The 26,560-nt window shown below is 69.8% G+C and carries 24 protein-coding genes and 1 pseudogene; 15 read left to right on the forward strand and 10 right to left on the reverse strand.

Features of this window, described 5'->3' with window-relative positions; genetic code table 11:
• Positions 1-7: 7 nt before the first annotated feature.
• From Vse01_RS08855 to pgi, 7 genes and pseudogenes are all read right to left on the reverse strand, one after another.
• Complete coding sequence (locus Vse01_RS08855; protein WP_093406903.1) at positions 8-937, reverse strand: S1C family serine protease; 930 nt, start codon at positions 935-937, stop codon at positions 8-10.
• 37 nt (positions 938-974) lie between these two features.
• Positions 975-1,925, reverse strand: coding sequence for a VWA domain-containing protein (locus Vse01_RS08860; protein WP_093406902.1), 951 nt, complete (start codon positions 1,923-1,925; stop codon positions 975-977).
• Positions 1,922-2,904: pseudogene (locus Vse01_RS08865) on the reverse strand (DUF58 domain-containing protein). Before Vse01_RS08865 ends, Vse01_RS08860 begins: the two are co-directional and overlap by 4 nt.
• Complete coding sequence (locus Vse01_RS08870; protein ID WP_093406899.1) at positions 2,901-3,959, reverse strand: AAA family ATPase; 1,059 nt, start codon at positions 3,957-3,959, stop codon at positions 2,901-2,903. The pseudogene Vse01_RS08865 and the gene Vse01_RS08870 overlap by 4 nt, the downstream one beginning before the upstream one ends.
• Before the next feature lie 120 nt (positions 3,960-4,079).
• Positions 4,080-4,454: a YciI family protein gene (locus Vse01_RS08875; protein WP_093406897.1), complete on the reverse strand. Its 375-nt coding sequence runs from the start codon at positions 4,452-4,454 to the stop codon at positions 4,080-4,082.
• 104 nt (positions 4,455-4,558) lie between these two features.
• Positions 4,559-5,803: an RNA polymerase sigma factor gene (locus Vse01_RS08880; RefSeq protein WP_093406894.1), complete on the reverse strand. Its 1,245-nt coding sequence runs from the start codon at positions 5,801-5,803 to the stop codon at positions 4,559-4,561.
• A gap of 31 nt (positions 5,804-5,834) precedes the next feature.
• Positions 5,835-7,469 carry a glucose-6-phosphate isomerase gene (pgi, locus tag Vse01_RS08885; protein WP_093407151.1) on the reverse strand — a complete coding sequence of 545 codons (1,635 nt, stop codon included), beginning with the start codon at positions 7,467-7,469 and terminating at the stop codon, positions 5,835-5,837.
• A gap of 232 nt (positions 7,470-7,701) precedes the next feature.
• Between pgi and Vse01_RS08890 the strand changes: the two genes are divergently transcribed.
• Complete coding sequence (locus Vse01_RS08890; RefSeq protein ID WP_093406892.1) at positions 7,702-9,147, forward strand: glucose-6-phosphate dehydrogenase; 1,446 nt, start codon at positions 7,702-7,704, stop codon at positions 9,145-9,147.
• A 64-nt stretch (positions 9,148-9,211) separates the two neighbouring features.
• On the opposite strand, the gene Vse01_RS08895 is transcribed toward Vse01_RS08890, so the two are convergent.
• Positions 9,212-10,654, reverse strand: coding sequence for a cellulase family glycosylhydrolase (locus tag Vse01_RS08895; protein ID WP_170863496.1), 1,443 nt, complete (start codon positions 10,652-10,654; stop codon positions 9,212-9,214).
• Positions 10,655-10,847: 193 nt separating this feature from the next.
• Positions 10,848-11,204 (reverse strand): hypothetical protein, encoded by a 357-nt coding sequence (locus tag Vse01_RS29285; protein ID WP_232511316.1) that lies wholly within the window; start codon positions 11,202-11,204, stop codon positions 10,848-10,850.
• Positions 11,205-11,259: 55 nt separating this feature from the next.
• On the opposite strand from Vse01_RS29285, the gene Vse01_RS08905 reads away from it, so the two are divergent.
• The 5 genes from Vse01_RS08905 (at position 11,260) to Vse01_RS08925 (ending at position 16,226) form a co-directional block, all read left to right on the forward strand.
• Positions 11,260-12,141 carry a hypothetical protein gene (locus tag Vse01_RS08905; RefSeq protein WP_093406889.1) on the forward strand — a complete coding sequence of 294 codons (882 nt, stop codon included), beginning with the start codon at positions 11,260-11,262 and terminating at the stop codon, positions 12,139-12,141.
• A gap of 135 nt (positions 12,142-12,276) precedes the next feature.
• On the forward strand, positions 12,277-12,600 hold the full coding sequence (locus Vse01_RS08910) for a plasmid stabilization protein (RefSeq protein WP_093406887.1): 324 nt from the start codon (positions 12,277-12,279) through the stop codon (positions 12,598-12,600).
• A 286-nt stretch (positions 12,601-12,886) separates the two neighbouring features.
• Positions 12,887-13,252 (forward strand): MmcQ/YjbR family DNA-binding protein, encoded by a 366-nt coding sequence (locus Vse01_RS08915; RefSeq protein WP_093406884.1) that lies wholly within the window; start codon positions 12,887-12,889, stop codon positions 13,250-13,252.
• Positions 13,253-13,546: 294 nt separating this feature from the next.
• A complete protein-coding gene (locus Vse01_RS08920) occupies positions 13,547-14,152 on the forward strand; it encodes a response regulator transcription factor (RefSeq protein WP_093406882.1) in 606 nt (201 codons plus the stop codon).
• Between the two features lie 352 nt (positions 14,153-14,504).
• Entirely contained in the window at positions 14,505-16,226 is a 1,722-nt protein-coding gene (locus Vse01_RS08925; protein WP_093406879.1) for a fatty acyl-AMP ligase, read from the forward strand.
• Positions 16,227-16,263: 37 nt separating this feature from the next.
• Here Vse01_RS08925 and Vse01_RS08930 read toward each other — a convergent pair whose 3' ends face one another.
• Positions 16,264-17,133, reverse strand: coding sequence for an alpha/beta hydrolase (locus Vse01_RS08930; RefSeq protein ID WP_139233174.1), 870 nt, complete (start codon positions 17,131-17,133; stop codon positions 16,264-16,266).
• 941 nt (positions 17,134-18,074) lie between these two features.
• Between Vse01_RS08930 and Vse01_RS08935 the strand changes: the two genes are divergently transcribed.
• Genes Vse01_RS08935 through Vse01_RS08975 form a run of 9 tightly spaced genes read left to right on the forward strand, consistent with a single transcriptional unit; the run spans position 18,075 to position 26,463 of the window.
• The gene (locus tag Vse01_RS08935; RefSeq protein WP_093406875.1) at positions 18,075-18,944 is read left to right on the forward strand and encodes a hypothetical protein; all 870 of its coding nucleotides are present in this window, start codon (positions 18,075-18,077) and stop codon (positions 18,942-18,944) included.
• A 41-nt stretch (positions 18,945-18,985) separates the two neighbouring features.
• Entirely contained in the window at positions 18,986-19,864 is an 879-nt protein-coding gene (locus Vse01_RS08940) for a diiron oxygenase (protein ID WP_093406872.1), read from the forward strand.
• Positions 19,861-20,109, forward strand: coding sequence for a phosphopantetheine-binding protein (locus Vse01_RS08945; RefSeq protein WP_198413196.1), 249 nt, complete (start codon positions 19,861-19,863; stop codon positions 20,107-20,109). The genes Vse01_RS08940 and Vse01_RS08945 overlap by 4 nt, the downstream gene beginning before the upstream one ends.
• Positions 20,106-20,933 (forward strand): class-II aminoacyl-tRNA synthetase family protein, encoded by an 828-nt coding sequence (locus Vse01_RS08950; RefSeq protein ID WP_139233173.1) that lies wholly within the window; start codon positions 20,106-20,108, stop codon positions 20,931-20,933. Before Vse01_RS08945 ends, Vse01_RS08950 begins: the two co-directional genes overlap by 4 nt.
• Positions 20,933-21,910, forward strand: a complete 978-nt coding sequence (locus Vse01_RS08955; RefSeq protein ID WP_093406866.1) for an NAD(P)H-dependent flavin oxidoreductase — start codon at positions 20,933-20,935, stop codon at positions 21,908-21,910. The genes Vse01_RS08950 and Vse01_RS08955 overlap by 1 nt, the downstream gene beginning before the upstream one ends.
• A gap of 10 nt (positions 21,911-21,920) precedes the next feature.
• Entirely contained in the window at positions 21,921-22,787 is an 867-nt protein-coding gene (locus tag Vse01_RS08960; RefSeq protein ID WP_170863495.1) for an alpha/beta fold hydrolase, read from the forward strand.
• A 30-nt stretch (positions 22,788-22,817) separates the two neighbouring features.
• Positions 22,818-23,150 carry an acyl carrier protein gene (locus Vse01_RS08965; RefSeq protein ID WP_093406861.1) on the forward strand — a complete coding sequence of 111 codons (333 nt, stop codon included), beginning with the start codon at positions 22,818-22,820 and terminating at the stop codon, positions 23,148-23,150.
• A complete protein-coding gene (locus Vse01_RS08970; protein ID WP_093406859.1) occupies positions 23,147-25,867 on the forward strand; it encodes an aminotransferase class III-fold pyridoxal phosphate-dependent enzyme in 2,721 nt (906 codons plus the stop codon). The genes Vse01_RS08965 and Vse01_RS08970 overlap by 4 nt, the downstream gene beginning before the upstream one ends.
• A 35-nt stretch (positions 25,868-25,902) precedes the next feature.
• Positions 25,903-26,463 (forward strand): GNAT family N-acetyltransferase, encoded by a 561-nt coding sequence (locus Vse01_RS08975; RefSeq protein ID WP_170863494.1) that lies wholly within the window; start codon positions 25,903-25,905, stop codon positions 26,461-26,463.
• Positions 26,464-26,560 lie beyond the last annotated feature (97 nt).

Raw genomic sequence — 26,560 nt, forward strand, 5'->3', positions numbered from 1 at the left:
CTGTCAGTTATCCCCTCGCGATCAGCCCCTGCGCCACCTGAGCTGCCCGCTCCACCGGGATGGCGAAACCGATCCCGATGTTGCCGCTGCCCTCCAGCGTGGCGATAGCGGTGTTCACGCCCACCACCTCGCCCCGACCGTTTACCAGTGGGCCGCCGGAGTTTCCGGGGTTGATGGACGCGTCGGTCTGCACCGCTGGCTGCCGGGCGCCACCGCCGAGCCGGACGGGCCGGTCCAGCGCGCTGACGATTCCGGCGGTCACCGTGCCGGAGAGTCCGAGCGGCGAGCCGACGGCGAGCACCGGCTCACCGACCCGGGTCCGGCCGGCCGAGGCCAGCGGTAGCGGGCGCAGCGCGTTGCCGGGATCGACCCGCAGCACGGCGATGTCGGTACCCGGGTCACGGCCGACCAACCGTGCGGTGAGCCGACGGCCGTCCCGGCCGACCACCTGGAAGGTGTCCCCGCCGGCCACCACATGGCTGTTGGTCACCACATGCCCCCGCTCGTCGATCAGGAACCCGGATCCGGAGGCACCTCGGCCGCCGCTGGTCACCCGCACCGACACCACCCCGGCGAGCACCTGGTCGGCGGCGGTGACCAGGTCGGCGGTCGTACTTCCGGTCGCACCGGCCGGCGCGGCTCCCGGGTCGGCTGCCGGTGTGTCGCCGGCGGTGAGGTGCCCGGCGACGCCGCCGGCGCCAGCCGACACCGCCACCACGGCCAACCCGGCCAGCAGCAGCCGGGGCCAGCGCGACGCACCGGAGTCCGCTTCCGCGCTCTGGTCCGCCAGGCCGTGTGCCGGGTCGTCGGGCCCGGTCAGCGCGCCCGGGATCGGCGCGACGGGAGTGGACCCGGTCGGCTGATCGTCGGTCGACAGGGCAGGCGAGACGAAGCGTGGTCCGCGCGGCTCACCCAACCCCGGAATCGTGCTGTGCATGCGATGTCCCTCCTCGAAGAGGTCCGTAGGACGGCCGTCAGGGCAGTCGGGAGAACCAGAACAGGGAGCCGGCGGCGGCCAGCAGGGCGAGCACCAGGCCGGCGCCGATGAACCGCGCCGACACGTCCTGGCGCTCCAGCCGGTGACCGACCGACGAGCCGATGTCGGAGTACGCAGCACGTAACTCGTCGCCACTGCCCGCCTCGTAGTAGCCCCCGCCGGCCTGCTCGGCCACGGCGCGCAGGGTCTCCCCGTCGACCGGGACCGACTGGCCGCCACCGATGCGGCCGTCGAGCGTACCGAAGGAGATGGTGTCGACAGGTACGCCCGCCTGCACCGCGTCGGCGGCAGCCTGCGCCGGTTCCCGTCCCGAGGTGTTCGCCCCGTCGGAGAGCACCACCACCCGTGCCGGCGGCGGATCCTCGGCGGCCTGCGCGTCCAGGGTGCGGATCGATTCCAGCGAGGCGTGGATGGCCTCGCCGATCGCCGTTCCCTGTAGGCCGGTGACACCCTCGTCGAGCTGGTCGATGCCGGCGGTGACCGACTCCCGGTCGCCGCCCGGTGCGACCAGCACCGACGCGCTGCCGGCGAAGGCCACCAGCCCGACGTTGAACTCCGCCGGCAGGTCGGCCACGAACTCGCGGGCCGCTTCCCGGGCCGCGAGCAGCCGGTCCGGCGGTACGTCGTCGGCGAGCATGGACCGGGACACGTCGACGGCCACGATGACGGTGGCCCGTTCCCGGGGCACCCGTACCTCGTCGGTCGGGCGGGCGAAGCCGACCACCAGCAGCGCCAGCATCGCGACGAACAGCCCGGCCGGTACGTGCCGGCGCCACGCCGGGCGGGTGGGCGCCACCTTGTCCAGCAGGCGCAGGTTGGTGAACCGCACGGCGTACCGGCTGTGTCGGCGCTGACGCAGCAGGTACCCGACCACCAGGGCGGCAACCCCGGCCAACAGCCACAGCCGTTCGGGGGACTCCCAGCTCACGCGGCGCCTCCGTTCGTCGGTCGGGTCGCCCGGGCCAGCCGGCGCTGGGCGTGGACGTGCCGGACGATGTCGGCGATCCAGTCCCGGTCGGTGCTCAGCGGGAGCTGCGCCGCGCCGGCCCGGCGCAGCGCCCGCGCCACGGCCAGCCGTTGCGCGGCGGCGGCCGCCGCGTAACGGTCGCGCAGCCGGCGGCTGCCGGTGCGACCTCGCGCCGTCGCCCGCTCTCCGGGTCGAGCAACGTGATCAGGCCGACGTCGGGCAGCTCCAGCTCGCGCGGATCGCGGACCTCGACCGCGAGCACCTGGTGCCGCGCGGCCAGCCGCCGTAGCGGTCGCTCCCAGTCCGGGGGGCGGCCTCCGGCACCGGCCACCCCCTCGTCGGGCAGGCCATCCAGGAAGTCGGAGACGACCACCGCCAGCCCGCGACGGCCGGCCGACCGGCGCAACCCGTCGATGGCCTCGGCCAGCGGCACGGGGTCGCTGGCCGGCCGGCCGCGTGGCACCTCCAACAGGGTGCGCAGCAGGCTGAGCAGGTGATACCGGCCGGTGCGGGCGGGGAAGCGGCGCACTCCGGCGTCGCCGAGCAGATGCGCGCCGAGCCGGTTGCCGGAGCCCGCGGTGAGGAACCCGACGGCGGCGACGGCCGCCACCGCCAGCTCGCGCTTCTCCAACTCGGCGGTGCCGAAGTCCATGCTGGGCGTCGCGTCCACCAACGCCCAGGTGGTCAGCTCCCGGTCGGCGTCGACGGTACGCACGTGCGGCACGGTCGTCCGCGCGGTAACCGACCAGTCCATCCGCCGTACCTCGTCCTCGCCGGGGCGATACTCCCGACTGCCCGCCGGTTCGCTGCCCGGGCCGGGCAGCAGGCCCAGGTGCTGCCCGTGCAGCAACCCGTCGAGCCGGCGGGTGATGGTCAGTTCCAGCCGGCGCAGCCGACGCTGCGGCGCCAGGTGCCCGAGGCTCGTCGCGTTCTCGTTCATGCCGCCGTCCCCAGACCTGGCCCCTGGGTTTCCTGGGCGGGAGCGATCTGCGGGGGCGGCACCGCCTCGACGACCTGCCGTACCAGTTCGTCGGGGTCGACGTCGTCGGCGACCGCGTCGAAGGAGAGGACCAGCCGGTGGGCGAGCACGTCGCCGGCGATCTCCCGTACGTCGGCGGGGAGCACGTAGTCCCGGCCACGCAGCAACGCCAGGGCCCGGGCGGCGGCGATCAGACCGAGGGTGGCGCGGGGGCTGGCACCGTACGCCAGCTGCGCGGCCACGTCCGGTAGCCCGAACCGGCGCGGATCGCGGGTGGCCAGCACCAGCCGTACGACGTACTCGGCCAGAGCGTGGTGGACGAAGACCTCGCGGGCCCGGGCCTGCAACGCCACCAGCCGAGTCGGGTCCAGCACCGGCCGGGCGGCCGGGGTGCCGGTGCCCATCCGGTAGAGGATGCCCAGTTCCTCGTCGTCGGTTGGATAGTCGACCACGACCTTCATCAGGAAGCGGTCCCGTTGCGCCTCGGGCAGTTGGTAGACGCCCTCGGACTCGATCGGGTTCTGGGTGGCCAGCACCAGGAACGGGGTGGGGACCGGGTATGTCCGCCCACCGATCGAGACATGTCCCTCGGCCATCACCTCCAACAGCGCCGACTGCACCTTGGCCGGGGCTCGGTTGATCTCGTCGGCGAGGACCAGGTTGGCCATGACCGGCCCCAGCTCGACGTCGAACGTCTCGGTCGAGGCTCGGTAGATCCGGGTGCCGAGCAGGTCCGACGGCACCAGGTCAGGAGTGAACTGGATCCGGGCGAAGCTGCCGCCAACCGCCGTGGCCAGGGTCTCCGCGGCGAGGGTCTTGGCCACGCCGGGCACCCCTTCCAGCAGGCAGTGGCCCCGGGCGAGCAACGCGGTCAGCAGCCGCTCCACCAGCCGATCCTGGCCGACGATCACCCGCTTCACCTCGAACAGGGTCCGCTCCAGCAGCCGGGTGTGGTCGGCGTGCTCGCCTGGGGCGTCCAGCTCGCTCACGGTGGCGCTGTTGATGGTGCTCCGCATGGGCTGTGCTCCTCGGTCGCGTCGTCGTGACGCGGGTGCCCGGACAACGGGGGGAGTCCGGACACCCGCACGTGACCCATTGGGCCAGAACGGACCGAAAGACAACCGAATGGCGGAAGATCAGCCTCGCCTGCCGGCCTGGCGGAGCATCTCGTCTGTTTCCGGGTCCGGCATGAGCTGCCGCACCTCCTGCGCACAGCGGCAGGCGACGGCGATCTTGGCGGCCCACGCCAGCGCCTCCTCGCGTGCGGCTACGTCGACGACCATGAATCCGCCGATGACCTCCTTGGTCTCCGGGTACGGGCCATCGGTCACCAGCCCGTCCGTGGCCACGACGCTCGCCCGCTGCCGTTGCAGTCCGGCGCCGAACACGAACACCCCGGCGTTCACGGCCTCCTGGGTCACCGCGTGCGCGGCCTTGCCCACGTCGGGCCAATCCTCGTCGGGGATGTGGTCCATCGCGCCATCGTTGAACGAGATCAAGTACCGCGCCATCGCATAGCTCCCATGTCCCGGCGGCCTTCTCCGGCCGCCTCTCACCTCATCTACGAGCGACCCGCCGCCCATCCGACAAGGTGCCAGAAGATTTTTCCCACCGGTCAACCGGCGAGCAGGTCGCGGCGGCGGGTGAGATAGGCCCGTTCGGCGGGGTTGCCGGCAAGACCGATGGCCCGGTCGTACGCCACCCGTGCGTCGCCGTCGCGTCCGAGCCGTCGCAGCAGGTCGGCTCGGGCGGCGTGGAAGGCGTGGTAGCCGTCGAGGGCCGCGACGAGTGGTTCGATCTCAGCGAGGCCGACCGCGGGGCCGCCGACCTCGGCGACGGCGACCGCCCGGTTGAGCCGCACGATCGGCGAGGGGTCGAGCAGCGTCAGCTGGTCGTAGAGGGCGAGGAGGCTGGACCAGTCGGTTTCCCGGCTGGAGGGGGCATTCGTGTGGACCGCGTTGATCGCGGCCTGCAACTGGTAGGGCCCGGGTGGGTCACCGCCGGCGGCCACCACCTTGATCCGTTCGTGGAGCAGCGCGTTGCCCTCGGCGATCCGATCGCGGTCCCAGGCGGTGCGGTCCTGCTCATCGAGGGTCACCAGCTCCCGGGTGCGGGACACGCGCGCCGATCGTCGGGCGTCGGTGAGCAGCATCAGGGCGAGCAGGCCGGCCACCTCACCGTCGTGAGGGAGAAGGGTCCGGAGCAGCCGGCCGAGGCGGATCGCCTCGTCGCTGAGGTCGACGCGTACCGCCTCGTCCCCCGCGCTGGCGAGGTAGCCCTCGTCGAAGACGAGGTAGACGACCGCGAGCACACCGACGAGCCGTTCGCGGATGTCGTCGGGCGAGGGCACCCGGTAGGGAATGTGTGCCGCCTTGATCTTCACCTTGGCGCGGGTGATCCGTCGCGCCATCGTGGTCTCCTGAACCAGGAAGGCGCGGGCGATCTCGCCGACGGTGAGGCCGCCGAGCAGGCGCAGCGTCAGCGCCACCCGGGCCTGCATCGCGAGCGCCGGGTGGCAGCAGGTGAAGACCAGCCTGAGCCGGTCGTCCTCGACCGCGCCGGTCGGCTCGGCCGGGGAGTCGTCGTGGACGATCCGGGCCGCCCGGTGCTTGGCCTCGCGCTGCGACTCGCGACGGAGTCGATCGATTGCCCTGCGGGTGGCGGTGGTGGCGAGCCAACCGCCGGGACTGGGTGGTACGCCCTCGCGCGGCCACCGTTCGACGGCCGCCACGAACGCCTCGGCCGTCGCGTCCTCGGCGACATCGAGGTCACCGAAGCGGCGCGCGAGGCTGGCGACCACCCGCGCCCACTCCTCCTGGTGGGCGCGGGTGATCGCCTCCTCGACGCTCAGGCCAGTCACGGCTCACGCAGCGTTCGGACGGTTCCCGGGCTCAGTCCCGCTGGCGCTGGACGCGGTAGCGCCGGATCAGGGCGGCGGTGGAGGAGTCCAGTTCGGTCAGGTCGGCCTGGTCGCCGGTGAGCAGCGGAGCGAGCTGGTTGGCCATCACCTTGCCCAGCTCGACACCCCACTGGTCGAACGGGTTGATGTCCCAGATCGCGCCCTCGGTGAGCACGATGTGCTCGTAGAGGGCGACGAGTTGCCCGAGCGTGGCCGGGGTGAGTCGGTCGGCCACGATCGACGTGGTCGGGTGGTTGCCGGCCATCACCCGGTGCGGCACGAGGTCGGCGGCAGTCCCCTCGGCCGCGACCTGCTCGGCGGTCCGACCGAAGGCCAGGGCTGCGGTCTGGGCGAAGAAGTTCGACATGAACAGGTCGTGCATGTCGCCGATGTCGTGGTTGGGCTCGCTGAAGGCGATGAAGTCCGCCGGCACCAGCCGGGTGCCCTGGTGCAGCAGTTGGTAGAAGGCGTGCTGGCCGTTGGTCCCGGGCTCGCCCCAGAAGATCTCCCCGGTGTCGTACGACACGGGCTGCCCGTCGGTGCGGACCGACTTGCCGTTGCTCTCCATGGTCAGCTGTTGCAGGTAGGCGGGGAACCGGTGCAGGTACTGCGAGTACGGCAGCACCGCATGGGTCTGCGCGCCCAGGAAGTTGGTGTACCAGACGTTGAGCAGGCCGAGCAGGACCGGCGCGTTGGCTGCCAGCGGCGCGGTACGGAAGTGCTCGTCCACGGCGTGGTAGCCGGCCAGCATCTCGTCGAAGCGCGCCGGCCCGATGGACAGCATCACCGACAGTCCCACCGCAGACGGCAGCGAGTACCGGCCGCCGACCCAGTCCCAGAAGCCGAACATGTTGGCCGGGTCGATGCCGAAGTCCGCCACCCGCTGGGCGTTGGTGCTGACCGCGACGAAGTGGCGGGCCACCGCGTCGGCATCGGCGTCGAGGCCGGCCAGCAGCCAGCGCCGGGCCTGCTCAGCGTTGGCCAGGGTCTCCTGCGTGGAGAAGGTCTTCGACACCACCACGAACAACGTGGTGGCCGGGTCCAGATCAGCGGTGGTGTCGTGAATGTCGGTGGGATCGATGTTCGACACGAAGCGGCAGCTCAGACCGCCGTCGCGGTACGCCTTCAACGCTTCGTACGCCATCACCGGCCCCAGGTCGGAGCCGCCGATACCGATGTTGACCACGGTGCGGATCCGCTCGCCGGTGTGCCCGCGCCACTGCCCGGAGCGCACCTTCTCGGCGAACTCGGCCATCCGTTGCCGTACCGCGTGCACGTCGGCTGCCACGTCCTGCCCGTCGACGGTGAGCGTGGCGCTGGACGGCAGCCGCAGCGCGGTGTGCAGCACCGCGCGATCCTCGGTGCCGTTGATGTGGGCACCGGCGAACATGGCGGCGATCCGGTCGGTCAGCCCGACCCGCTCGGCCAGGGCGGTCAGCAGGCGCAACGTCTCGTCGGTGACCAGGTTCTTGCTGTAGTCGACGTAGAGGTCGGCCACCTCGACCGTCAGCCGCCGGCCCCGTTCGTGATCGGTGGCGAACAGGTCCCGCAGGTGTGTCCCGCGGATCTCGTCGGCGTGCTTGCGCAGGGCCTGCCACTCGTCGGTGCTGGTGACGTCCGCAGCCATCGGATCGATCGTCTCCTCGCAGGGGTCGGACACGCCGCCGGCCTCGTCCCGGCCGCCGGTGAGACCAGACTGCCATATGAAGATCGGCTCGCCAGCCCGACACCACGACCTGTGGGATCGCCGGACGCCACCGGGGTGACGATCCGCACGGACCTGGGTGCGGTGCGCGAACAGTCGGCGAGTCCACGGGGTCCGGTGCGTGCCGGTCGCCGGGACAGGGCATGGTGGTGGCATGACGACGCCGGCATCGAGCGCCCCCGCAGCTGTCCCCGCAGAACCCGCCGCCGCCACCGGCGTACGGCAGACACTGCTGGTGCTCGGCGCCAGCGGTGACCTGACCGGGCGTTTGCTGCTGCCCGGGCTCGGCCGGTTGCTGGCCACCGGAGCTGTGCCCGGGTTGCGGCTGATCGGCAGCGGTATGGACGGCTGGGACGACGAGCGCTGGCGGCGCCGGGTGGCCGACTCCTTCGGCACCGTCGGCGCGGTGGGTCCGGTGGAGTCCGAGGTGATCCAGCAGACCCGCTACGTGCCGGCCGACGTGACGCGCGAGGAGGACCTGCGGTCGCTGCTGGGCTGCTGCACCGGGCCGTTGGTGATCTTCTTTGCGCTGCCGCCGCTGGTGACGGCCCGCTCGGCCGCCGCGCTGGCCCGGATCGGTGTGCCTCCTGGCACCCGGCTGATGCTGGAGAAGCCCTTCGGAGTCGATCGGATCTCGGCCCGCTCGCTGAACGAACTGCTGGCAACCCTCGTACCGGAGGGCCAGGTCCACCGGATCGACCACTTCCTCGGCAAGTCGACGGTGCTCAACCTGCTCGGCCTGCGCTTCGCCAACCGGATCTTCGAGCCCGTACTCAACTCGTCGCACGTGGCCTGCGTGGACATCGTCTTCGACGAGACGCTCGGCCTGGAAGGGCGGGCGGGCTACTACGACCGTGCCGGGGCGCTGGTGGACATGGTGCAGTCCCACCTGCTCCAGGTGCTGGCCCTGCTCGCCATGGATCCGCCGCCGACGCTGCGGGCCGAGGAACTGCGGGGACGCCAGGCGCAGGTGCTGCGGGCCACCCGGCTGTGGCACGACGATCCGGCGGTGGCCAGCCGGCGGGGCCGGTACACCGCGGGAGAGATCGACGGGCGGCGGCTGCCGAACTACGCCGACGAGCCCGGTGTCGATCCCGCGCGGGGCACGGAAACGCTCGCGGAACTTGCGGTCACGGTGGACAACTGGCGCTGGGCGGGAGTGCCGTTCCGGCTGCGCTCAGGCAAGGCGGTGGACGCCGTACGCAAGGAGGCGATCATCACCTTCAAGCAGCCGACCCGGGTGCCCGACGGATTGACCGGCTACGAACGGCCCGACCGGCTCCGAATCGGCTTCGGACCCGATCGGCTCGGCCTGGATCTCAACATCAACGGTCCCGGGAATCCCTTCGAGTTGGAACAGGCGAACCTGACGGCGGACTTCGGCCCCGGCGACCTGCCCGCGTACGGCGAGGTGCTGCGCGGTGCCTTCGACGGCGATCCGACCCTGTCGGTTCGCGGCGACGTCGCCGAGGAGTGCTGGCGCATCGTGGAGCCGGTGCTGGCCGCCTGGAAGGCCGGTGCGGTGCCGCTACAGGAGTACCGGGCGGGATCCGCCGGGCCGGCCGATTCGCTGATCGGCCCGGTGTCCCACGTGCGCTGAGCCTGCGCACCAGTGCGGCCCCGGCGGTGAACCGCCGGGGCCGCGTGGTGGTGGTGCGCTCGGATCAGCTGGTGGGGAAGTTGTCCGGGGTGCGGATGCGCTCGCGCATGAACGCCCCGGAGGTGGTGAGCATCGAGGTGCCGGTGTAGGAGCTGCCGTTGCAGGTGCCCGGCCGCAACGCGGCGCTGCCCTCGGCCTTGTCGGAGAAGGTCCAGTTCGCGTAGCCGATCTTCAGCCGGTCGAGCAGGTCGAGCCACTGGGCGCTGCTGGTCAGGTCGGCGGCGCCGTCACCGGTGTAGTCCACCGTGCCGAACTCGGTGACGAACAGCGGCAGCCTGGCGGCGGCCCGCTCCACCTCGGCGCGGTAGTTGTCCTTGTGCGACGCGGCGTAGAAGTGGAAGGCGTACATGACGTTGCTGGCGTTCACCGGGTTGTTGACGATCTCGGTGTGGTTGGCGCCCTCGGAGACGCCCAACGAGGACCAGGCGCGGGTGCCCACGATGACCACCGCGTCCGGGTCGTTGGCCCGGATCACCGGGATCACCTGGTCGGCGTAGTTCTTGATGGTCGACCAGCTCACCCCGTTGGGTTCGTTGGCGATCTCGTAGATCACGTTGTTCTTCGCCGCGTGCCGGGCGGAGACGGCGGCGAAGAAGGTCTTGGCCCGCTCCAGGTTGTACATCGGGTCACCCGGGGTGAGCAGGTGGAAGTCGATCATCGCGTACATGCCGCGCCGGGTGGCCTCCTCGACCAGGTTGTTGACCCGGTTGGTGAAGCCCGCTGGGTCGGTCTCGTAGCCCTGCTCCTGCACGTACATGGCGATGCGGAACAGGTCGGCGCGCCAGTCGGTGGCGAGCGCGTCGAGCGAGGCCGGGTTGTAGCAGTTGCCGAACCACTGGATGCCGTGGCTGCTCATGCCGCGCAGCTGGATCGGTCGACCGTACTGGTTGCAGAGGTTGACCCCGCACACCCGCAGCTGCCCGTTGATGGCCACCGGGGTCTGACCGCCGGGCGGGGGCGTGGTGGGTGGCGGCGTCGTCGGCGGTGGGGTGGTGGGCGGCGGGGGAGTGGTCGGCGTGGTCGAGCCCGTGCACACGGTGCCGTTGAGCGTGAACGAACTCGGTGACGGGTTGGCGCCGGTGAAACTGCCGTTGAAGCCGATGTTGGTGCTGGCGCCGGTGCCGAGCGAACCGTTCCAGCTCGCGCTCTGCGCGGTGACGGAGCTGCCACTCTGACTCCAGGTGGCCGACCATCCCTGGGTGAGCCGCTGGCCGCTGTCGGGGAAGCTGAAGCCGAGCGTCCAGCCGTTGACCGGGTCGCCGAGGTTGGTGACGGTGACGCTCGCGGTGAACCCGCCGGACCAGCTGTTCGTCGTGTAGGTCACGGAACAGCCGGTGGCGGCCATCGCGTTGGTGGTGGGCAGGGCCGTCAACGCGCCGAGGGTCAATGCGCCGACGGCACCGGCCGCGACCAACAGGCGCCGCAGGCGGCGCGGAGGTTGCTTCATGGTGGACCATCGCAATCTGGTCGTGGTGGTGGGGGCACGGCACTCCGGCGGCAGCGACGAGGAGGCCGGGAGCGCTCCCACGGCAGCTTACGTGGCTTCGAAACGATGACGCAATATTTCGATACATCGAAGCCTGGAACCAACTGTGGCCCCGGGACGACGTCCCGGGGCCACAGTTCGGTACAGGGCCGACTCAGTCCTCGCCGGCGGCCCGTCGTCGGTCGGCTTCGGCATCGGCAGCGCCGACGGGAGTCGGATCGGTGTCCCGTTCTGCCGCTGCCAGGTCGATGTCGGCACCGGCTCGTACGGCATCGGCCGCCGCGTCGTCCGCGCCGACCAGTTCGGTGCCGGTGTCGCCGTCGTCGTCGATCAGCTTGCCGGTCCCGGTCATTGCGATCGGCGTGTACCTCGGGTCGGTCGTCATCTCGTCCTCCTCTCCGGTGTCCGACAGGTACCCGCCGCGCGGTGTCGGCACACCGGTAACCCGCGCCCCGACGTCCGCCGGCTGGGTGGTCGGGGAGTCGATGGCGTCCGGACTTGCGCTGCTCACTACCCTGACTGTGATCATCGGCCAGGTAACCTCTCGACTTCGACAAGGGCATCAGATGAGTGACAGCCACCCTCCGTACGGTGGGCAACAGCCGGATCCGAACGCCGCCCCCTGGGGCACACCACCCGGCTCCCCGGTCGGTCCGCCGGGCTCGCCGGTCACCCCGGCCGGCTACCCGTCGCCGTACGGTGCGCCGGTGCCGCCGCCACCCCCGGCCTACGGGACGCAGCCGAAGAAGTCCTCGAACAAGGGCCTCTGGCTCGGTCTGGGGATCGGTGCCGCCGTGATGGCGGTGCTCGTCGCCTGCGGCGGCGTCATCGGCTTCTTCGTGCTGGCCGGTGACGACGAGGGTGAGCCGGTCGCGGGCCAGCAGAGCGACGCGCCCGGTGCACCGACCGACGCGCCGTCGATCGCGCCACCGGCGGAGGAGCAGCCGGACAACAACAACGCGGTCACCGCCCGCAACTCCAGCGACATGTCCGCCGTCTGCGAAGGCAGCCCGATCCTCAACGCCGCGCCCTACACCGGGGCCAAGGGCACCAAGGTCTACACGTTCGCCAACTCCCCGGAGCGTCCGGAGTCGTGGCTGAGCAAGTCGGTCGGCTTCGACAAGCCTTACTACGCCAAGACCGCCGAGTGGGCATCGGTCTCCGTCGTCGGCTGCCTCACCTTCGAGCAGGGCAGCGAGGGTACGCCCCGCAAGTGCCAGTACAAGGACCGCGACGACAAGCAGGTGACCGTCGACTACGTCTCCTCGCGCTACACGCTGACCTTCTACGCCGCCAAGACCGGCGAGAAGATCGGTGAGGGCGGGCGGGTCAACGCCCCGGCGGTGCGGTGCCCGAGCTTCATCTCCTACAACAAGGAGACCATGCGGGCGTACGCCCAGCCGGACAGCGGTGCCATCGAGTTGGCGCTGGACAAGTTCACCTCCTGAGTCACCAGCATCCCGGGCGGCGGGGCGGACATCGTGCGTCCCGCCGCCCCGGTGCTGCGGCGGGTCCGCGAGTGTTTCGGCGTCCGACGGTGGGGCACCTGAGCGGTGAACACTGTCGGTGGAGGGAGGCACTCCATGCCTGCGGGATCCAGCCCGAAAAGAGAACGGCAGTACGAGCACGTCAAGGCCAGTGCCAAGAAGCGTGGCGTGTCCACCAGCCGGGCCGAGGAGATCGCGGCCCGTACGGTAAACAAGGAGCGGGCCCGCTCCGGTGAGGCGCGGACCGCGAGCCGATCGTCGCTCGACGACGTCTCGTCCGGCCACCGCGGCGGCAAGCGCTCGCACCGTGGCGCCGGCGGGCGCACCAAGGAACAGCTGTACAACGAGGCGAAGAAGCGTGGCGTCAAGGGTCGCTCGTCGATGTCGAAGGCGGAGCTGGAGAAGGCGCTGGCCCGTTAGGAACCTCGACCCGGGGCCGCTGAGCTGGCCCGACCCCTGAGCTGGCCCGATGCCTGAGCTGGACCGACGCTTGAGCTGGCACGGCGGCCCGCGGAGCCCGATGAGGCGGTGGGCCGCCGGCCGGTGCCTGCGGGCAGCGACCTGCGGATGGTCCCGTCCGCCGCCGCTCTCGCGGCAGTCCGCGGTAACCGGCCCGCGAGCAGGGGAGATGCCCGACGCGGTGTCGATGTCGGAGTCAGCGGCTAACCTCTCGGCATGCCGCGATGGGTGAGCTCAGGGGGAGGCGATGGCTGACGCCTGCGACGTACGCCGGTTGGCCCTGGCGCTACCGCACGCCGTGGAGATCGACAGTGACGGCTTCGACTTCCGGGTCGCGGACAAGGGCTTCGTCTGGTCCTATCCCGAGCGCCGACCGGGCAAGCCGCGCGTCATCCGCACCGACATCGCAGTGTTGTACGTCGGCGACGAGGCCGAGAAGCAGGCACTGCTCCTCGGCGAGCCGGCGCTGTTCTTCACCACCCCCGCCTACGACGGGCTACCCCTGGTCATGGTGCGTCTGGCCGAGGTCACCGTCGAACGGCTCGACGAGCTGATCACCGACGCGTGGCGGATGCGCGTACCGGACCGTCAGGTAGCGAATCGCCTCCCCTGACTCGGACGCCGACAGGCAACGTGGCGCGCTGTCCGCCACCGTCTCCGGTCGAAGCGCCGCGATCCCGACGACCTTCCTGGTCCGATCGGCCGAAGGCCGGACAACTATCGCGAATTTGACACTGTCATGCTTGTCGCAATCTTGATCCAGTGAATGTCCACAGTGGTAGCAAATTGCACGTCCGGCGCTGTCAGATATCGACCTTCAGATTTTCGTACGCGTGTGACATTATGACGTCGAGGGTGCGCGCTGGGCCCCCAACGGCGCGGTCGGGGAACCGTCTGGAGGGAATAAGTGGCAATCGACGTGCTCGTGTCCGACGTTCTGCATCTGTCCCGTTTTGCGCTCACTGCCCTCTTGGGGCAGGAGGAGGAGTTCTGCGTCGTCGGATCCATGAGTAACTATTTGGACGCGTTGGATTTCGCCGAGCTGCATCGGCCCGACGTGGTGATCATCAGCTTTCAGCGCGAGGAGAGCGACGCGGTCGCGTTCGCCGAGAAGGTGGCGAGCATCCCGGGGTGCCGGAGCATGCTGCTCGCGACCTCCTTCACCCGGCCGGTCGTGCGCCGGGCCTTCGCGGGGGAGATCGCGGGGCTGGTGCAGCGCGATGTTCCACCGCGCCAGTTCTTCGACGCGATCCGCCGCGTCCACCTCGGCGAGCGCGTCTTCGACGCGGAGCTCACGGTGGCCGCCCTGGGCAATGGGGACTGCCCACTCACGCCACGCGAGCTCTCGGTACTCACCCACGTCTATCAGGGGGACACCGTCGGCGAGATCGCGGCTCGGCTGCGCCTCTCCGACGGCACGGTGCGTAACTACCTGTCGTCGGTCGTCGCGAAGCTCAATGCGCGCAACCGGATCGACGCGCTGCGGATCGCCCGGGAGTCGCACTGGATCTGAGTGGGACGGGAGGGCGGCCCCGGGTCCAATCAGCACACTCCGGTCGGATTTCTTTACAAAACCTTTCCTTGCGGTAAAGGCGGCTTTATGCTGGCGAGTCCCCAGTGTGGGAGGCATTGCATCCAAATGTGTTTCTAATACTCGGGGTATGCATTTCTCAGCAGTGGCGATGGTTTGGTGGATGGCCCGTCCGGCCGGTGCTAGCCTGCTGATCCATGCGATTCTCCGCACAATCGACGGCACCTGACGCAACCGACGCGTCTTCCGTCGTTCGCTGACTTCCTGGAGCGCCTCGACGGGTCATTCGTGGTGCTTGCGGTTCGTGCACACGGCAGGGAGAGGAACCGGGGCAATGATGGATCTGTCGCTCACCGCGAGTGCCACCGCCGTGATCCGTGGGCACGCCCGTGCGACACCGGAGCGCACCGCGCTGATCGTTGTCGATGACATCGATCATGCGGACGGCGATCGGTGCTGGTCGTTCGCCCAGCTGGATGCCGATGCAAGGAAGATCGGGGCCTGGCTCCAGGCCCGTTACCCGGCCGGCGACCGGGTGTTGCTGCTGTATCCCACCGGCTTCGACTTCGCCGTGGCTCTCGTGGGTTGTCTCTACGCCGGGATGATCGCAGTGCCGGCACCGCTGCCGGGCCGGTATCCCCATGAGCGGTCACGCGCCCGAGGTATCGCGGAGAACGCCGGGGTGTCGGTGGTACTGACCGACACGGTCAACCGCTCCGCCGTCATGGCGTGGGCGCAGTCGGTCGGGCTGAGCTACCTACCCCTGCTGGCCACCGACGGTGCGGCCGTACCGGAGGCGGAGTCGTGGTCACCGAGCGAGCTGGGCCACGACACGCTCGCCATCATCCAGTACACCTCGGGCACCACCGGCGAGCCCCGGGGCGTGCCGGTCAGCCACGGCAACCTCCTGCACAACATGGAGAGCCAGCGCCGCGTGTATGGGCTGACCGCCGAGACCAGGCTCGGCGGCTGGGTCCCGCTGCACCACGCCATGGGACTCTTCGGTCACCTGATGCCTGCGCTGCTGGTGGGCGGCGGCTGCGTACTGATGCACCCGGCCGCCTTCATCCGCCAGCCGCACCGCTGGCTACGCATGATCGACAAGTACGACATCCATGTCTCCGCCGCCCCGGATTTCGCCTTCGAGATGTGTCGCGCCAGGGTCACCGACAGCCAACTGAGCGGGCTGGACCTGTCCCGGTGGCGCATCGGAGTCAACGGGGCGGAACGGGTGCACGCCGAGACGCTGGAGGCGTTCGCCAAGCGGTTCGCTCCGGCCGGGCTGCGCGACGATGTGGTGTGCCCCTGCTACGGCCTGTCCGAGGCGACGCTGCTGGTCTCGGCCGACCCGTTCCGCAAGGCCGTCGTGACCAGGGTCGACGAGCATGGGTTGGAGCGGCACCGGTTCACTCCCACCGACGCGGGTCCGGGCGTGGTCAGCTGCGGCGCACCCCGCGACGTCGAGGTGCTGGTCGCTGACCCGACCACCGGTGCGGCGCTGCCGGCCGGGACGATCGGCGAGATCTGGGTACGCGGCCCCGGCGTTTCCCGTGGCTACTGGCGCGACGAGGCCGCGACCGACCGGACGGTCACGGTCGACGGCTACGTCCGCACGGGGGACCTCGGCACCATGCACGAGGGCGAGCTGTATTTGACCGGGCGGACGGCCGAACTGCTCGTCGTGGATGGACGCTGCCTCTACCCGCAGGAGATCGAGCGGGCGTTGCGGGCGCAGATCCCCGGTCTGGGCATCATCGGTGCGGTCTTCACGGTACCGCTCGACGGATCCGGGTCCGGCAACGCCCTGGTCGTGGTCTCCGAGGTCAACGGGCGGCCGTCCGAGGACCGGCTGCGCCATCTGGCCGACGAGATCACGCGTACGCTCACCCGCGAGTTCAGCGTCCGCCCCGGCGGAACCGTCCTGCTGCGCCGGGGCGGCGTCCGGCGTGCCACGAGCGGCAAGGTCAAGCGCTCGGAGATGCGCCGGCTGTTCCTCGGGGGCGGCCTGGACCCGGTCTACACCGACTGGCAGCCACTGGTGGCCGCGACCTCGTGAACACGTCCGGTCGCCGCGGCGGCGAGGTGGCGGCCGGTCATGCGGTGTGCCGGTGGGCGGCGGTGAGGAGGGCGTCGACCTCCCGGACGACCTGCTGGGCGTTGGTCGCCGCCGCAGGCACGATGTCCTGGATCAGGAAGGCGCCGTGCACCAGGCCCGGTCCCGGCACGTGCCGGGCGGGTACGCCCGCGGCGTGGAGGTGCTCCACCAGCAGCTCGCCCTCGCGTTGCAGCGGATCGAACTCGGCCGTGGCGACGACCGTCGGTGGTAGACCGCGCAGGTCCGCGCGTAGCAGATCGACGGCCGGATCGCTCCGATGCCGTGCATCGGGAAGATACTGCTCGTAGCACCAGGTCAGGTCCTCGACGGACAGTAGGTACCCCTCGGTGTGCGCACTGGCGGCGGCGATCCGCAGACTCGGGTCGACGGGCGGATACATCAGCAACAGCGCGGCGATGCGCGGGTCGCCGTTGGCGCGGGCGTCCAGGGCGGCACCGAGGGCGAGTTGGGCACCCGCGCTGTCGCCGGCGAGAACGTGGTCGCGGTCGGGGAACATCCGGCCGGTCCAGCGCGCGGCCGCGATGGCGTCGTGCAGCGGGGTGGGGTACGGAAACTCCGGCGCCCTGCGGTAGTCGGCGGAGACGACGACCGTGCCCAGTGACGCCGCGAGCACCCGACAGGCCAGGTCGTGCGTGTCGAGGTCACCGGTCACCCATCCGCCGCCGTGCAGGTAGGTGATCACTCGGTCGGTGTCGGATCGCGGTGTGTAGACCCTGCACCGGATCGGCGTGCTGTCCAAACTGTCGATCTTTTCGTCGACGACCACCGTTGGATCCGGTTCGCCGCCCTGGCCCCGGGGGCGGAGGGCACTTGCGCGGTAGCGCTCGCGGGCCTGTTCGACCGGCATCGTGCGGAGCGGAGGCGGCGCACCGTCGGCATGTTGCCAGGCGATGAGACGGCGGAGTATCCGATCCAACGGCATGTTGGCCCCTTCGACGGCTTGATCGGGCGACTGTGGCCCGCCGATCCGCGCCCGCCACGCCGCACCGCGACGCCGCGCTGGGCGTCCGTTGTGCCGCACCCTACGATACCGGCGTCGGATCGGAATACGACCATGAGAAATGCACGTGGGGTTTGCGCTGTCATGGTGGTTGCATTTCTACGGTATGTCGGCTATCCGACGTGGTGAAGAGGTGACCTGTCTGCGGCCCCGTGCAACCTGCAAAACGAATATGTCACCGGTTGTCGGTCCTGGCGTCGGCCGGCGCGGTTTCGGCGAGGTTGTCGTTGCAGCCCTGATCGGTGACCCGCTCTTCATTCCCAGGCCATATACACTTTTCATTGTGTGACCTATGCCACATGGTTGTTGGTGGCGGTTCCGTATCGGATCCCCGACATCGGTGGAAGGCCCTCTGAGCTGTGCAGACATGGCTTCGACTGGCTTTTCCGCTGGTCGCGGGAGTGTTAGTGCCGGCTGAGCTGTGAAGGGGTGCTGCCGGCGTAGCGGAGGAATCGGCGGAATCGTGCGATGCGTGGGAAGCGCACAGCCGCATATGCAGAATTAACGGATTGCGGGACGTTGGGTGGGTGGTAGCGTGCGTTGGTGTTCCGCAGGGCCAGGCAGGGCCCGGCTGAATGTCGTGAACCATACTGATGGCCCATTGTCGGGTGTTTCGTAATCCTGTGCGGTCGGGACCGGTGTTGATCCGGTCGTAGACCCGGTTGACGCTGCCTGGGGGAGAGACCGTGCCACAGCAACAAGCGACTGCCTGTCCACCGTGGGAAAAAGTCGCCGAATCGATCGAATTCGTTCCCGATCAGTTTTCCCGCAAGACTCAGCCGGAGTCCGTGGCCCGGGAAATGCTGCACTGCGACTCGGCCGACGTGGACCGACTGGTCGACGCCGGGCTGCCGGCCGAGGAGCGGGACGGCGTACGTTACTTCGACCCCAACGACCTCTACAACCTCGGCATGTACTCGTACCGGTCGAACACGCAGCCGGAGTTGGCGTTCCGGATGCTGTTCCGGTTCGCGGGTCGCTCGGTCGACGACCTGCTTCGGCCGAAGACCTGGAGCTTCCGGGTCCGACTGGAGTGCCACGAGTGCTCGGGGGTGGCGCCGTGGCGGCTGGAGGGGCCCGACGTGGTCCGGTTCGGGGGCCAGCTGGAGGAGATCACGCCACTCACGCCGAGCGCAGGGTCGGCGGAGTACGCCGCGACAGTCACAAACACCGGCGCTCGTACCCCTCTGGTATCCCCGACCCTGCGGACGTTGACCCGCGACTACCTGCACGCCGGCTACCGCTGGCAGATGATTCCGGTGCCGATGCAGGCCGACTACGCGCTGGTGCACGAACTCGGGGTGACGAGCTGCATCGCGGCGAGCCTGCTGCTGGCCGAGCGGTTCCGCGCGGCGGGATACCGCGCGGAGGCGAAGCGCGGGTGGTTCACCGGGGTGCTCGGCGGCGCGCTCGACCTGCCGCACGCGTGTGTCGAGGTGACCGACGACGACGGGGTGACCAAGACGGTCGACATCGCCAAGGCGCAGCTCGCGGCGCGGCTGTCCGCCGACACCGAGCAGTTCCAGGAGCTGTGTCTCGGATCGATCTACAACAAGGTCATCCCGTCGACCGCCTCCGGCAACGCGTCCTTCGGACACCACGAATGTGGGTCGCCACAACCGGCGCTGTTGCGTGCCGACATCAGGTCGGCGCGGTGAACCTGACCTCTTGAACCACCTATCGGGGAGGACGACTGACAATGGCGGTACGAGAGATCGAACCGATCGAGCTGGAGCTGGACCGGCTCGAGCACATGGCCGAGTCCGGCTACTACAACCCGTACACGTTGTTCGACTGGCCGGACGCCATCGAGCCGGACCTGCCGTGGATGAGCGAGAGCCTGACCACCCTCGCGGGCACGCCGATGTGGGACGAGCTCACCCGTGAGCAGCAGATCGCGCTTACCAAGTACGAGGCCATCAACTTCTTCAGCCTCAACATCCACGGCATCCGCGAGCTGATGAGCGAAGTCGTGATGCGCATCCACGAGCGGACGTACGCGAACGTCTCGGAGTTCCTGCACCACTTCATCGGTGAGGAAAACGAGCACATGTGGTTCTTCGCGCAGTTCTGCCTGCGCTACGGCGGCAAGCTGTACCCGGCCCAGCCGTCCCTGCAGGCCGACTCGGTGGAACACCTGTCGCCGGTGGCCCGTGAGCTGGTGGTGTTCGCCCGCATCCTCATCTTCGAGGAGATCGTGGACCACTACAACGCGTACATGGCCACCGACGAGTCGTTGCCGCACATCGCCCGCGAGATCAACCGGGTGCACCACCAGGACGAGAGCCGGCACGTGGCGTTCGGGCGCATGATCTTCACCAACCTGCTCGGCCAGGTGGCCAAGCGCGACCCGGCCGAGGTGCCGCTGGTCGCCGAGTACCTGGAGAACTACCTGCGGTACAGCATCGCCACGCTCTACAACCCGGCGGCCTACCGCGACGCCGGCATTCCGGACGCGTTGGCGTTGCGCCGCCGCGCGTTGGAGCACCCGGCCCGACACGCCGCGCACGAGCGGATCCTCAAGCGGACGCGCAGCTTTCTGACGAAGGCCGGCGTGGGCAGGGAACTGGTCAAGTGAGGACCGAACCGATGCAGGCGGTGCGGGAGTTCATCCTGGACCGCAATCCCAAACTCGACAAGCTGGACGACGACCTCGACCTCATCGACAGCCGGGCGATCAACTCGCTGGCCTTCGTCGAGTTCATCTTCCTGCTGGAGGAACTGACCGGCGAGTCGATCGACCCCGAGGAACTCGACCTCGACGACTTCCGCACCCTCAACGCGATCGGGGCGCGGTTCCTGAAGCAGAAGGCGGCGTCATGACTACCGTTACCGACAATGGCTTGCGGGTCCTCGACGGTGGCCAGCTGCGATTGCTGAGAGCGATCGACGCGGTGTTCCGGCGATTCGGGGACGGCTGGGGTGCCGCGGAGTTCCGGTTCCCGTTCCTGCTGCGCACCCGGGACCTGGACACCTTCGACTACTACGACAACTTCCCGCATCTGGGGCTGGCGGCCGCCCGGCTCGACCCGGAGCGGGTGGGCACCCTGCTGGCTACCGCGTCCCGGCCGTTGGAACAGGTGCCGGCCGACGTGCTGCGGCCCGCCGAGTTCGCCCTGCCCTCGGCCGCCTGCTACGCGATCTACCTGGACCTGGCCGGGTCGGTCCTGCCCGCAGACGGAGTCCTGCGGACCACGTTGGGCACCTGTTTCCGCAACGAGGAGCATTACGACGGCCTACAGCGGCTGCTCGGCTTCTCCATGCGGGAGATCGTCTTCGTCGGCCAGGAGGAGGGTGCCAAGCAGCACCTGGGCCGGGCCAAGGACGCGGTGCTGGCGCTGTGCGCCGAACTCGGTCTCGACGTCAAGCTCGAGGTCGCCACGGATCCGTTCTTCGACAAGAACAGCGGCAAGGCGAAGATGCAGCGGTTGTTCCCGGTGAAGGAGGAGTTCGTCGTCGATGGCCTGGCCATCGGCTCGGTCAACTACCACCGGAACTTCTTCGGCGAGCGGTGCGAGATCCAGGCCGGAGACGACACCGCCCACACCAGTTGTCTGGCGTTCGGCGTCGAGCGGTGGGTGCACACGCTGACGGCGCGTTTCGGTGGTGTCGAGGCCGCGCTGTCCGCAGTGGAGAGCCTGGGCTGATGCGGTCGAGCGTGGCGACGGTGCTCGGCACCGACGTGGCCCTGCTCCAGTCGGGCATGGGCGGCGTCGCGGGCACGGAGTTGGCGTGCGCGGTCTCCAACGCGGGTGCGGCCGGCTGCGTGGGCGGCTACAAGCTGATGGGTGAGGCACTGTCGGCGGTGCTGAGCCGGTTGGTGGCGGGCACGTCGCGACCGGTCGGCGTGAATCTCATCCCGGAGGTGGTCGGTCCCGACGACCTCGACCGCCAGGTGACGCAGGTGCTCACCGAGACGCCGCCGCACGTCTACGTGTCGCTGTTCGGCATGCCCGAGGAAGCGGTGTTCGAGCGCGTCGCCGCGACCGGCCGGGTTCTCGTGGTCCAGGTCGGCACCGTGGAGGATGGCGTACGGGCGGCGGAGCGGGGCGCTGTCGTGGTGGCGCAGGGCATCGAGGCAGGTGGACACCTGCTCGGTGGGTCGCGCCGCGACGAGTTGGTCGCCGAGCTGCGCGACCGGGCGCCCAGCGCCTGCGTCGTCGCGGCGGGTGGCATCGGTTCGCCGGCCGACGCCGAGCAGGCGATAGCCGCCGGAGCCGACGGCGTGCTGCTGGGGACGGCGTTCGTCGTCGCCCGGGAGTCCTGGGCCCATCCCCACTTCAAGACGGCGGTGTGCGCGGCTGACGGTGCCGACACAGTGATCACCGACGTCTACGAGATCGGGTGGCCGGGTCGGCGTCACCGGGTGCTGGCCACACCGGTGACCGAGGACCCGCGGCAACCGAAGAAGTTCATCGGCCGCACGAGGGTCGAAGAGCGTTCGTACCTGGTGCCCCGCTTCAGCGCCGCGGTGCCCACCGTGGCGACCACCGGCCGCATCGAGGAGATGGCGATGTACTGCGGCCTGTCCTGCGAATCGGTCTCCGACGAGACGTCGGCAGCCGATGTCGTCGCCGGGTTCGCCGGCGTACTTCCTGCTGCTGAACGCATTGAACTGGGATAAGGGGGATGTGGTGTCTGCTGGTGAGGTTCTCGAACGTCTTGAGGTGGCGTACCGCGAGGATGCGGTGCGGGCCCGTGGGCGGGAGGGTGTCGAGCTGTACTACGAGTCGACCGGTACGGGTCCGGTGGTCCTGACGCTCAACAACTTCTTCATGACGACTCCGACGTGGCGGGTGTTCACGGACGAGTTGTCGGTGGGCCATCGCGTGGTGAGTTACGACCTGTGCGGCCATGGCCGGTCGTCGCACCCGGAGAAGTATCCGACGTGGGACGAGCACGTCGAGGACGTCGTCGGGCTGCTGGATGCGCTGGAGATCGACCAGGCGTACCTGTTGTCGACCTCGATCTCCACGGTGTTGGCGCGGGATGTGGCCCTGAAGCACCCGGACCGGGTCAAGGGGATCGTGCTGGCCGGTCCGGCGCTCGGTCCCCGGGGGATGCGTCGTCATCGTCTGGTGCAGCGGGCGTGGCTGCTGACGCTGGAGCAGCACGGAATGGCGGCGTTGTACGCGCACCTGTACCCGGAGGTGTTCGGCGCGGAAATGATCGAGGAATTGGGTACGCCGGGCTTCCTCGGGTTGCGGGAGAGCTTCCTGGCTCTGTCGACGAAGGAGGATCTGGTCAACGGGTTGAAGTTGGCGTTGACCGGTGAGACGAGCGCGGATGTGCTGGCTCGGATCGAGGCACCGACCCTGGTGGTCATCGGTGACGACGACGTGTTGCTGAGCCCGTCCGGGGCCAAGGAACTGGCGGAGAAATTTCCCAACGGTCGCTACGAGATCATGCCGGGAGCGGGCCATCTGCCGTTCCTGGACGACGCGGCGGGTTTCCAGGCGTTGGTCGCGAAGTTCATCGACGAGGTCGAAACCCGTGCCTGACCGGTCGACGGTCGGAAAAGCCCGGTCGAGGTGCGCTCGACCGACGAGGCGGCTGCCGAAGCGCCGGGCGGGATGGCGCTTTGCGTGAGGAGGGGGAGCGCAGTGGATCGCGAAGTTCTGGATGTGGTTGACGAATTGTTCCGTCGTCGGTTGCAGGTGCCGGAGTTGGATCCGGACACGCCACTGGCGGATTACGGCCTGGACTCGGTGCGGTCGATCGATCTGATCGTGGAGATGGAGTCTCTATTCGAGGTGCAGATGTCCGACGGACAGGCGGCGTCGATGCGCACGCTGCGTGACGTCGTGGACCAGGTCACCGCGTCGATGACCGTACGGGTCGGAAACGGGATCGGCCAGCCGTGAGCACCGACCTCGATTTCGGCCGCTACGCCCGCCCGGAGCTGGGCCGCCTGTTCCAGGCACTCAACCTGGACGTGGCGTACCGCCGCGGGCGCGGCGACCATCTCACGCCGGAGTCGTCGGACGGTGCCGAGACCGCCGACCAGGTCCTCGACCTGGTCGGCGGTGCCGGGTCCTCCCTGTTCGGGCACAACCACCCGGCGCTGGTCGCGGTGGCCCGACGGTGCCTCGACGAGCAGCTTCCCTTCAACGCGCAGGCCAGCATCCGCCCGGGGGCGGCCGTGCTGGCCGCGAAGCTGTCGGCACTCGTGCGGGCCACCACCGGTGTGGACTATGTCGTGACGCTCGGGTCCACCGGTGCGGAGGCGGTGGAGGCTGCGGTGAAGCACGCCGTGGTCGAGCGACGCAGGCGGCTCGGCGCGCTGCGCGAGGAGCTTGAGCGGTCCCTGCGCCGGTTGCACCGCGACGGCCTCGCCGACCTGCCGTGCGGCAGCGGGCCGGCGGCCGGACGCCCCTGCGGCGAGGTGGTCGGTGCGGCGGTCGAGAAGGTGACCGAGCTGCTGCGGGCCGAGCCGGTCCTGGTCTCGCTGCGCGACGCGTTCCACGGCAAGACGACCGCCGCGGGCACCCTGACCCACGGCTCCAACGTGCCCGAGGACCTGCACGTGCCGGGGCCCCGGCGAGTGCGGTTGGCCGACTGGACGCCCGAGGCGGTGGTGGCAGCGCTGGACGACCGGCTGGTCGAGATCTGCACCGTCACCCTGGACGCGGACGGGGTGCCGCAGTCCCGGGCCCGCAACCTGTCTCCGGTGGCGGCGTGTTTCGCCGAGCCGGTACAGGGTGAGGCCGGGGTGCGGGAGGTTCCGACCGAGACCCTGGCCGCACTGCGGAGACTGGCCGACCGGCACGACGCGGCGCTGGTGTTCGACGAGATCCAGTGCGGCATGGGCCGCACCGGTACGTTCCTGGCGTCCGAACCGTCCGGTGTGGTCGCCGACTACTATCTGTTGTCGAAGTCGCTCGGCGGTGGACTGGCCAAGATCTCGGCGATGATGGTCGCCGCCGACCGCTACGTCGCCGACTTCGGTCGCCACCACACGTCCACCTTCGCCGAGGACGACTTCTCCGCGCTGATCGCCGCGGCCGCCCTGGAGCTCTACGAGAGTCACCGCGATCGGATCGCCGCGACCGGCGCGGAGCTGCGGGACCGACTCGCCAGGGTGGCGGCGCGGTGGCCGGAAGCAGTTGTTGAGGTCCGCGGCCGCGGGCTGCTCATCGGCGTGGAGTTTCGCCTGCCGCAGCCCGAGTCGGCCCTGTTGCGTGCGGTGTTCGACGCCGAGTCGCTCGGCTTCCTGATCGCGGGTCGGTTGCTGCACGCGCACCGGGTCCGGGTCATGCCGACCCTGTCCGCGCCCACGACCGTCCGCGTACAGCCGTCCGCCCTGCTCGCACCCGAGGACATCGAGCGGGCCGTCGCGGCGTTCGACGACGTGGCCGGCCTGCTCGCCAAGGGCGACTACGCGACGTTGCTGTCGCACCTGGCCGTGCCACCGACGGGAGCCTGGCGGCCGCGCCAGCATGTGCCCTCGCCACCCCGCCCGCGCCGGGCGCGCCACGACGCGGACGTTCCGCACGTGGTGTTCCTCGCCAACCTCGACAACGCCACCACGGTTCGGTCCCTGGCGCCCGAACTGGCGGAGTGGTCGGAGAGTCGGTGCGCGGCGGCCCTGGACCGGATGCGCGGCGAACTGGATCCGTTCGAGGTGGTCCGGCGTCGGGTGACCTCTGCAACCGGGCGCGAGGCCGATGTCAGCGTGGTGGCGGTGCCGTTCACCGCCGCTCAGGCGGTCGACGCGCTGCGCGCGGGGCACCGGCCCTGGTTGTCCCGAACGGTACTGGACGCGGTGGAGCTGGGCGTCGCCCTCGGCGGCGACGTGGTCGGTCTGGGCGGCTACACCTCGATCGTCACCGGCGCCGGGCGGGACGTGATCGAGAACGAGGTACGCGTCACCTCCGGCAACTCACTCACCGCCGCCTGCGCGTACGACCTGCTTCAGCGCCACCTGAGCAGCAGCGGTTCCGGTGCGCGTCGGGTCGGGCTGGTGGGCGGCATCGGCAACATCGGCGCGGTGATGGCCGATCTGGTCGCTCCACACTGCGACTCGCTCGTCCTCGTCGGCCGACCCGGCTCCGGGCGCAGGCTCGCCGCGGTCGCGAAACGAATGGCCCACCTGGTCGACGTCTCGGTGGCCGAGGACCTCGACGCGCTGCGCGACTGCCCGATCGTGGTGAGCGCCACGAACGCGGCTGACCCGGTCATCCTCCCGACCCACCTGGCGGCCGACCGGGAGGTTCTCGTCTGCGATCTCGCGGTGCCGGGTGACGCTCACCCGGCGGTGGCGGGTCTGCCGAACGTCACCCTCGTGTCCGGTGGCCGCGTCCGGCTCCCCAATGGGCAGACGCCCCACTTCCCGGGCATCACGTTGCCGCCGGGCATCGTCTACTCGTGCCTGGCCGAGACCATCCTGCTCGGCCTCGAACCGGCCGCCGCGAGTCCGTCCTACGGCGGACTCTCCGTCGACGGTGTGCTGTCCGCTCTCGAACTGGCCGGTCGGCACGGCTTCCATCCCACCCGGATCACTGCGGCGGACGTATCGACGACGCCGTGGATGGTGCGGGATTCCACCGGACTGACGACCCACCCGGAGGTTGGCATATGAGCGTGGTGACCGTACGGCGGATCACGCCCGCCGAGATGGACGAGGCGAGCCGGATCGTCGGCCTCGCGTTCGCCCTGAATCCGAGCAACCTGGCGATCGCCGGCGGCAACCGCGACAAGGCCGCCCGGATCATGGAACACGCTGCCCGTACCCTCAAGCTCGGCAATACGGCCAGCCACGTGCTCGTCGCCGAGCGGGAGGGCGAGCTCGCCGGGGTGCTCAAGGCCGCGGAGTGGCCGCACTGCCAGATGACGGTCCGCGAAAAGATCAAATCGGTGCCCTCGCAGGTCCGCACGATGGGCTTCGGGCTGCCGCGTGCCTTGAAGGTGGTGGGTGGACGGGCCAAGCACGAACCCCACAAACCCCACTGGCACATCGGACCGATCGCGGTCCACCCAAACCAGCAGGGGTACGGGATCGGCTCGGCACTGCTCACGGCCTTTCTCGCGGACGTGGACCGGCAGCAGGTGCCGGCGTTCCTCCAGGCGGATGTCGACCGCAACGTCGTGCTCTACGAGAGGTTCGGCTTCCGGGTGGTCTCCCAGGAGGCGATTCTCGGCATCAATACCTCTTTCATGTGGCGCGACGCGCGTTAGGTCGCGTCCGGATTTTGTCAACATCTGTGGACCGTCGGGAAATGGAAACTTCCTCCCGGCGGTTCACAGGTGTGGTTCGACCCATTATTCGCTGCCT

Origin of the sequence: Micromonospora sediminimaris (assembly GCF_016863575.1) — a bacterium.
Taxonomy (GTDB): domain Bacteria; phylum Actinomycetota; class Actinomycetes; order Mycobacteriales; family Micromonosporaceae; genus Micromonospora; species Micromonospora sediminimaris.

Bases quoted from the DNA above. Each gene is read 5' to 3' on its own strand.
- Vse01_RS08870 (WP_093406899.1), bottom strand. From the start codon at position 3,959: ATGCGGAGCACCATCAACAGCGCCACCGTGAGCGAGCTGGACGCCCCA.
- pgi (WP_093407151.1), bottom strand. From the start codon at position 7,469: ATGGCTGCGGACGTCACCAGCACCGACGAGTGGCAGGCCCTGCGCAAG.
- Vse01_RS08895 (WP_170863496.1), bottom strand. From the start codon at position 10,654: ATGAAGCAACCTCCGCGCCGCCTGCGGCGCCTGTTGGTCGCGGCCGGT.
- Vse01_RS08905 (WP_093406889.1), top strand. From the start codon at position 11,260: ATGAGTGACAGCCACCCTCCGTACGGTGGGCAACAGCCGGATCCGAAC.
- Vse01_RS08910 (WP_093406887.1), top strand. From the start codon at position 12,277: ATGCCTGCGGGATCCAGCCCGAAAAGAGAACGGCAGTACGAGCACGTC.
- Vse01_RS08925 (WP_093406879.1), top strand. From the start codon at position 14,505: ATGATGGATCTGTCGCTCACCGCGAGTGCCACCGCCGTGATCCGTGGG.
- Vse01_RS08930 (WP_139233174.1), bottom strand. From the start codon at position 17,133: ATGCCGGTCGAACAGGCCCGCGAGCGCTACCGCGCAAGTGCCCTCCGC.
- Vse01_RS08875 (WP_093406897.1), bottom strand. From the start codon at position 4,454: ATGGCGCGGTACTTGATCTCGTTCAACGATGGCGCGATGGACCACATC.
- Vse01_RS08975 (WP_170863494.1), top strand. From the start codon at position 25,903: ATGGACGAGGCGAGCCGGATCGTCGGCCTCGCGTTCGCCCTGAATCCG.
- Vse01_RS08955 (WP_093406866.1), top strand. From the start codon at position 20,933: ATGCGGTCGAGCGTGGCGACGGTGCTCGGCACCGACGTGGCCCTGCTC.
- Vse01_RS08890 (WP_093406892.1), top strand. From the start codon at position 7,702: ATGACGACGCCGGCATCGAGCGCCCCCGCAGCTGTCCCCGCAGAACCC.
- Vse01_RS08950 (WP_139233173.1), top strand. From the start codon at position 20,106: ATGACTACCGTTACCGACAATGGCTTGCGGGTCCTCGACGGTGGCCAG.
- Vse01_RS08855 (WP_093406903.1), bottom strand. From the start codon at position 937: ATGCACAGCACGATTCCGGGGTTGGGTGAGCCGCGCGGACCACGCTTC.
- Vse01_RS08940 (WP_093406872.1), top strand. From the start codon at position 18,986: ATGGCGGTACGAGAGATCGAACCGATCGAGCTGGAGCTGGACCGGCTC.
- Vse01_RS08915 (WP_093406884.1), top strand. From the start codon at position 12,887: ATGGCTGACGCCTGCGACGTACGCCGGTTGGCCCTGGCGCTACCGCAC.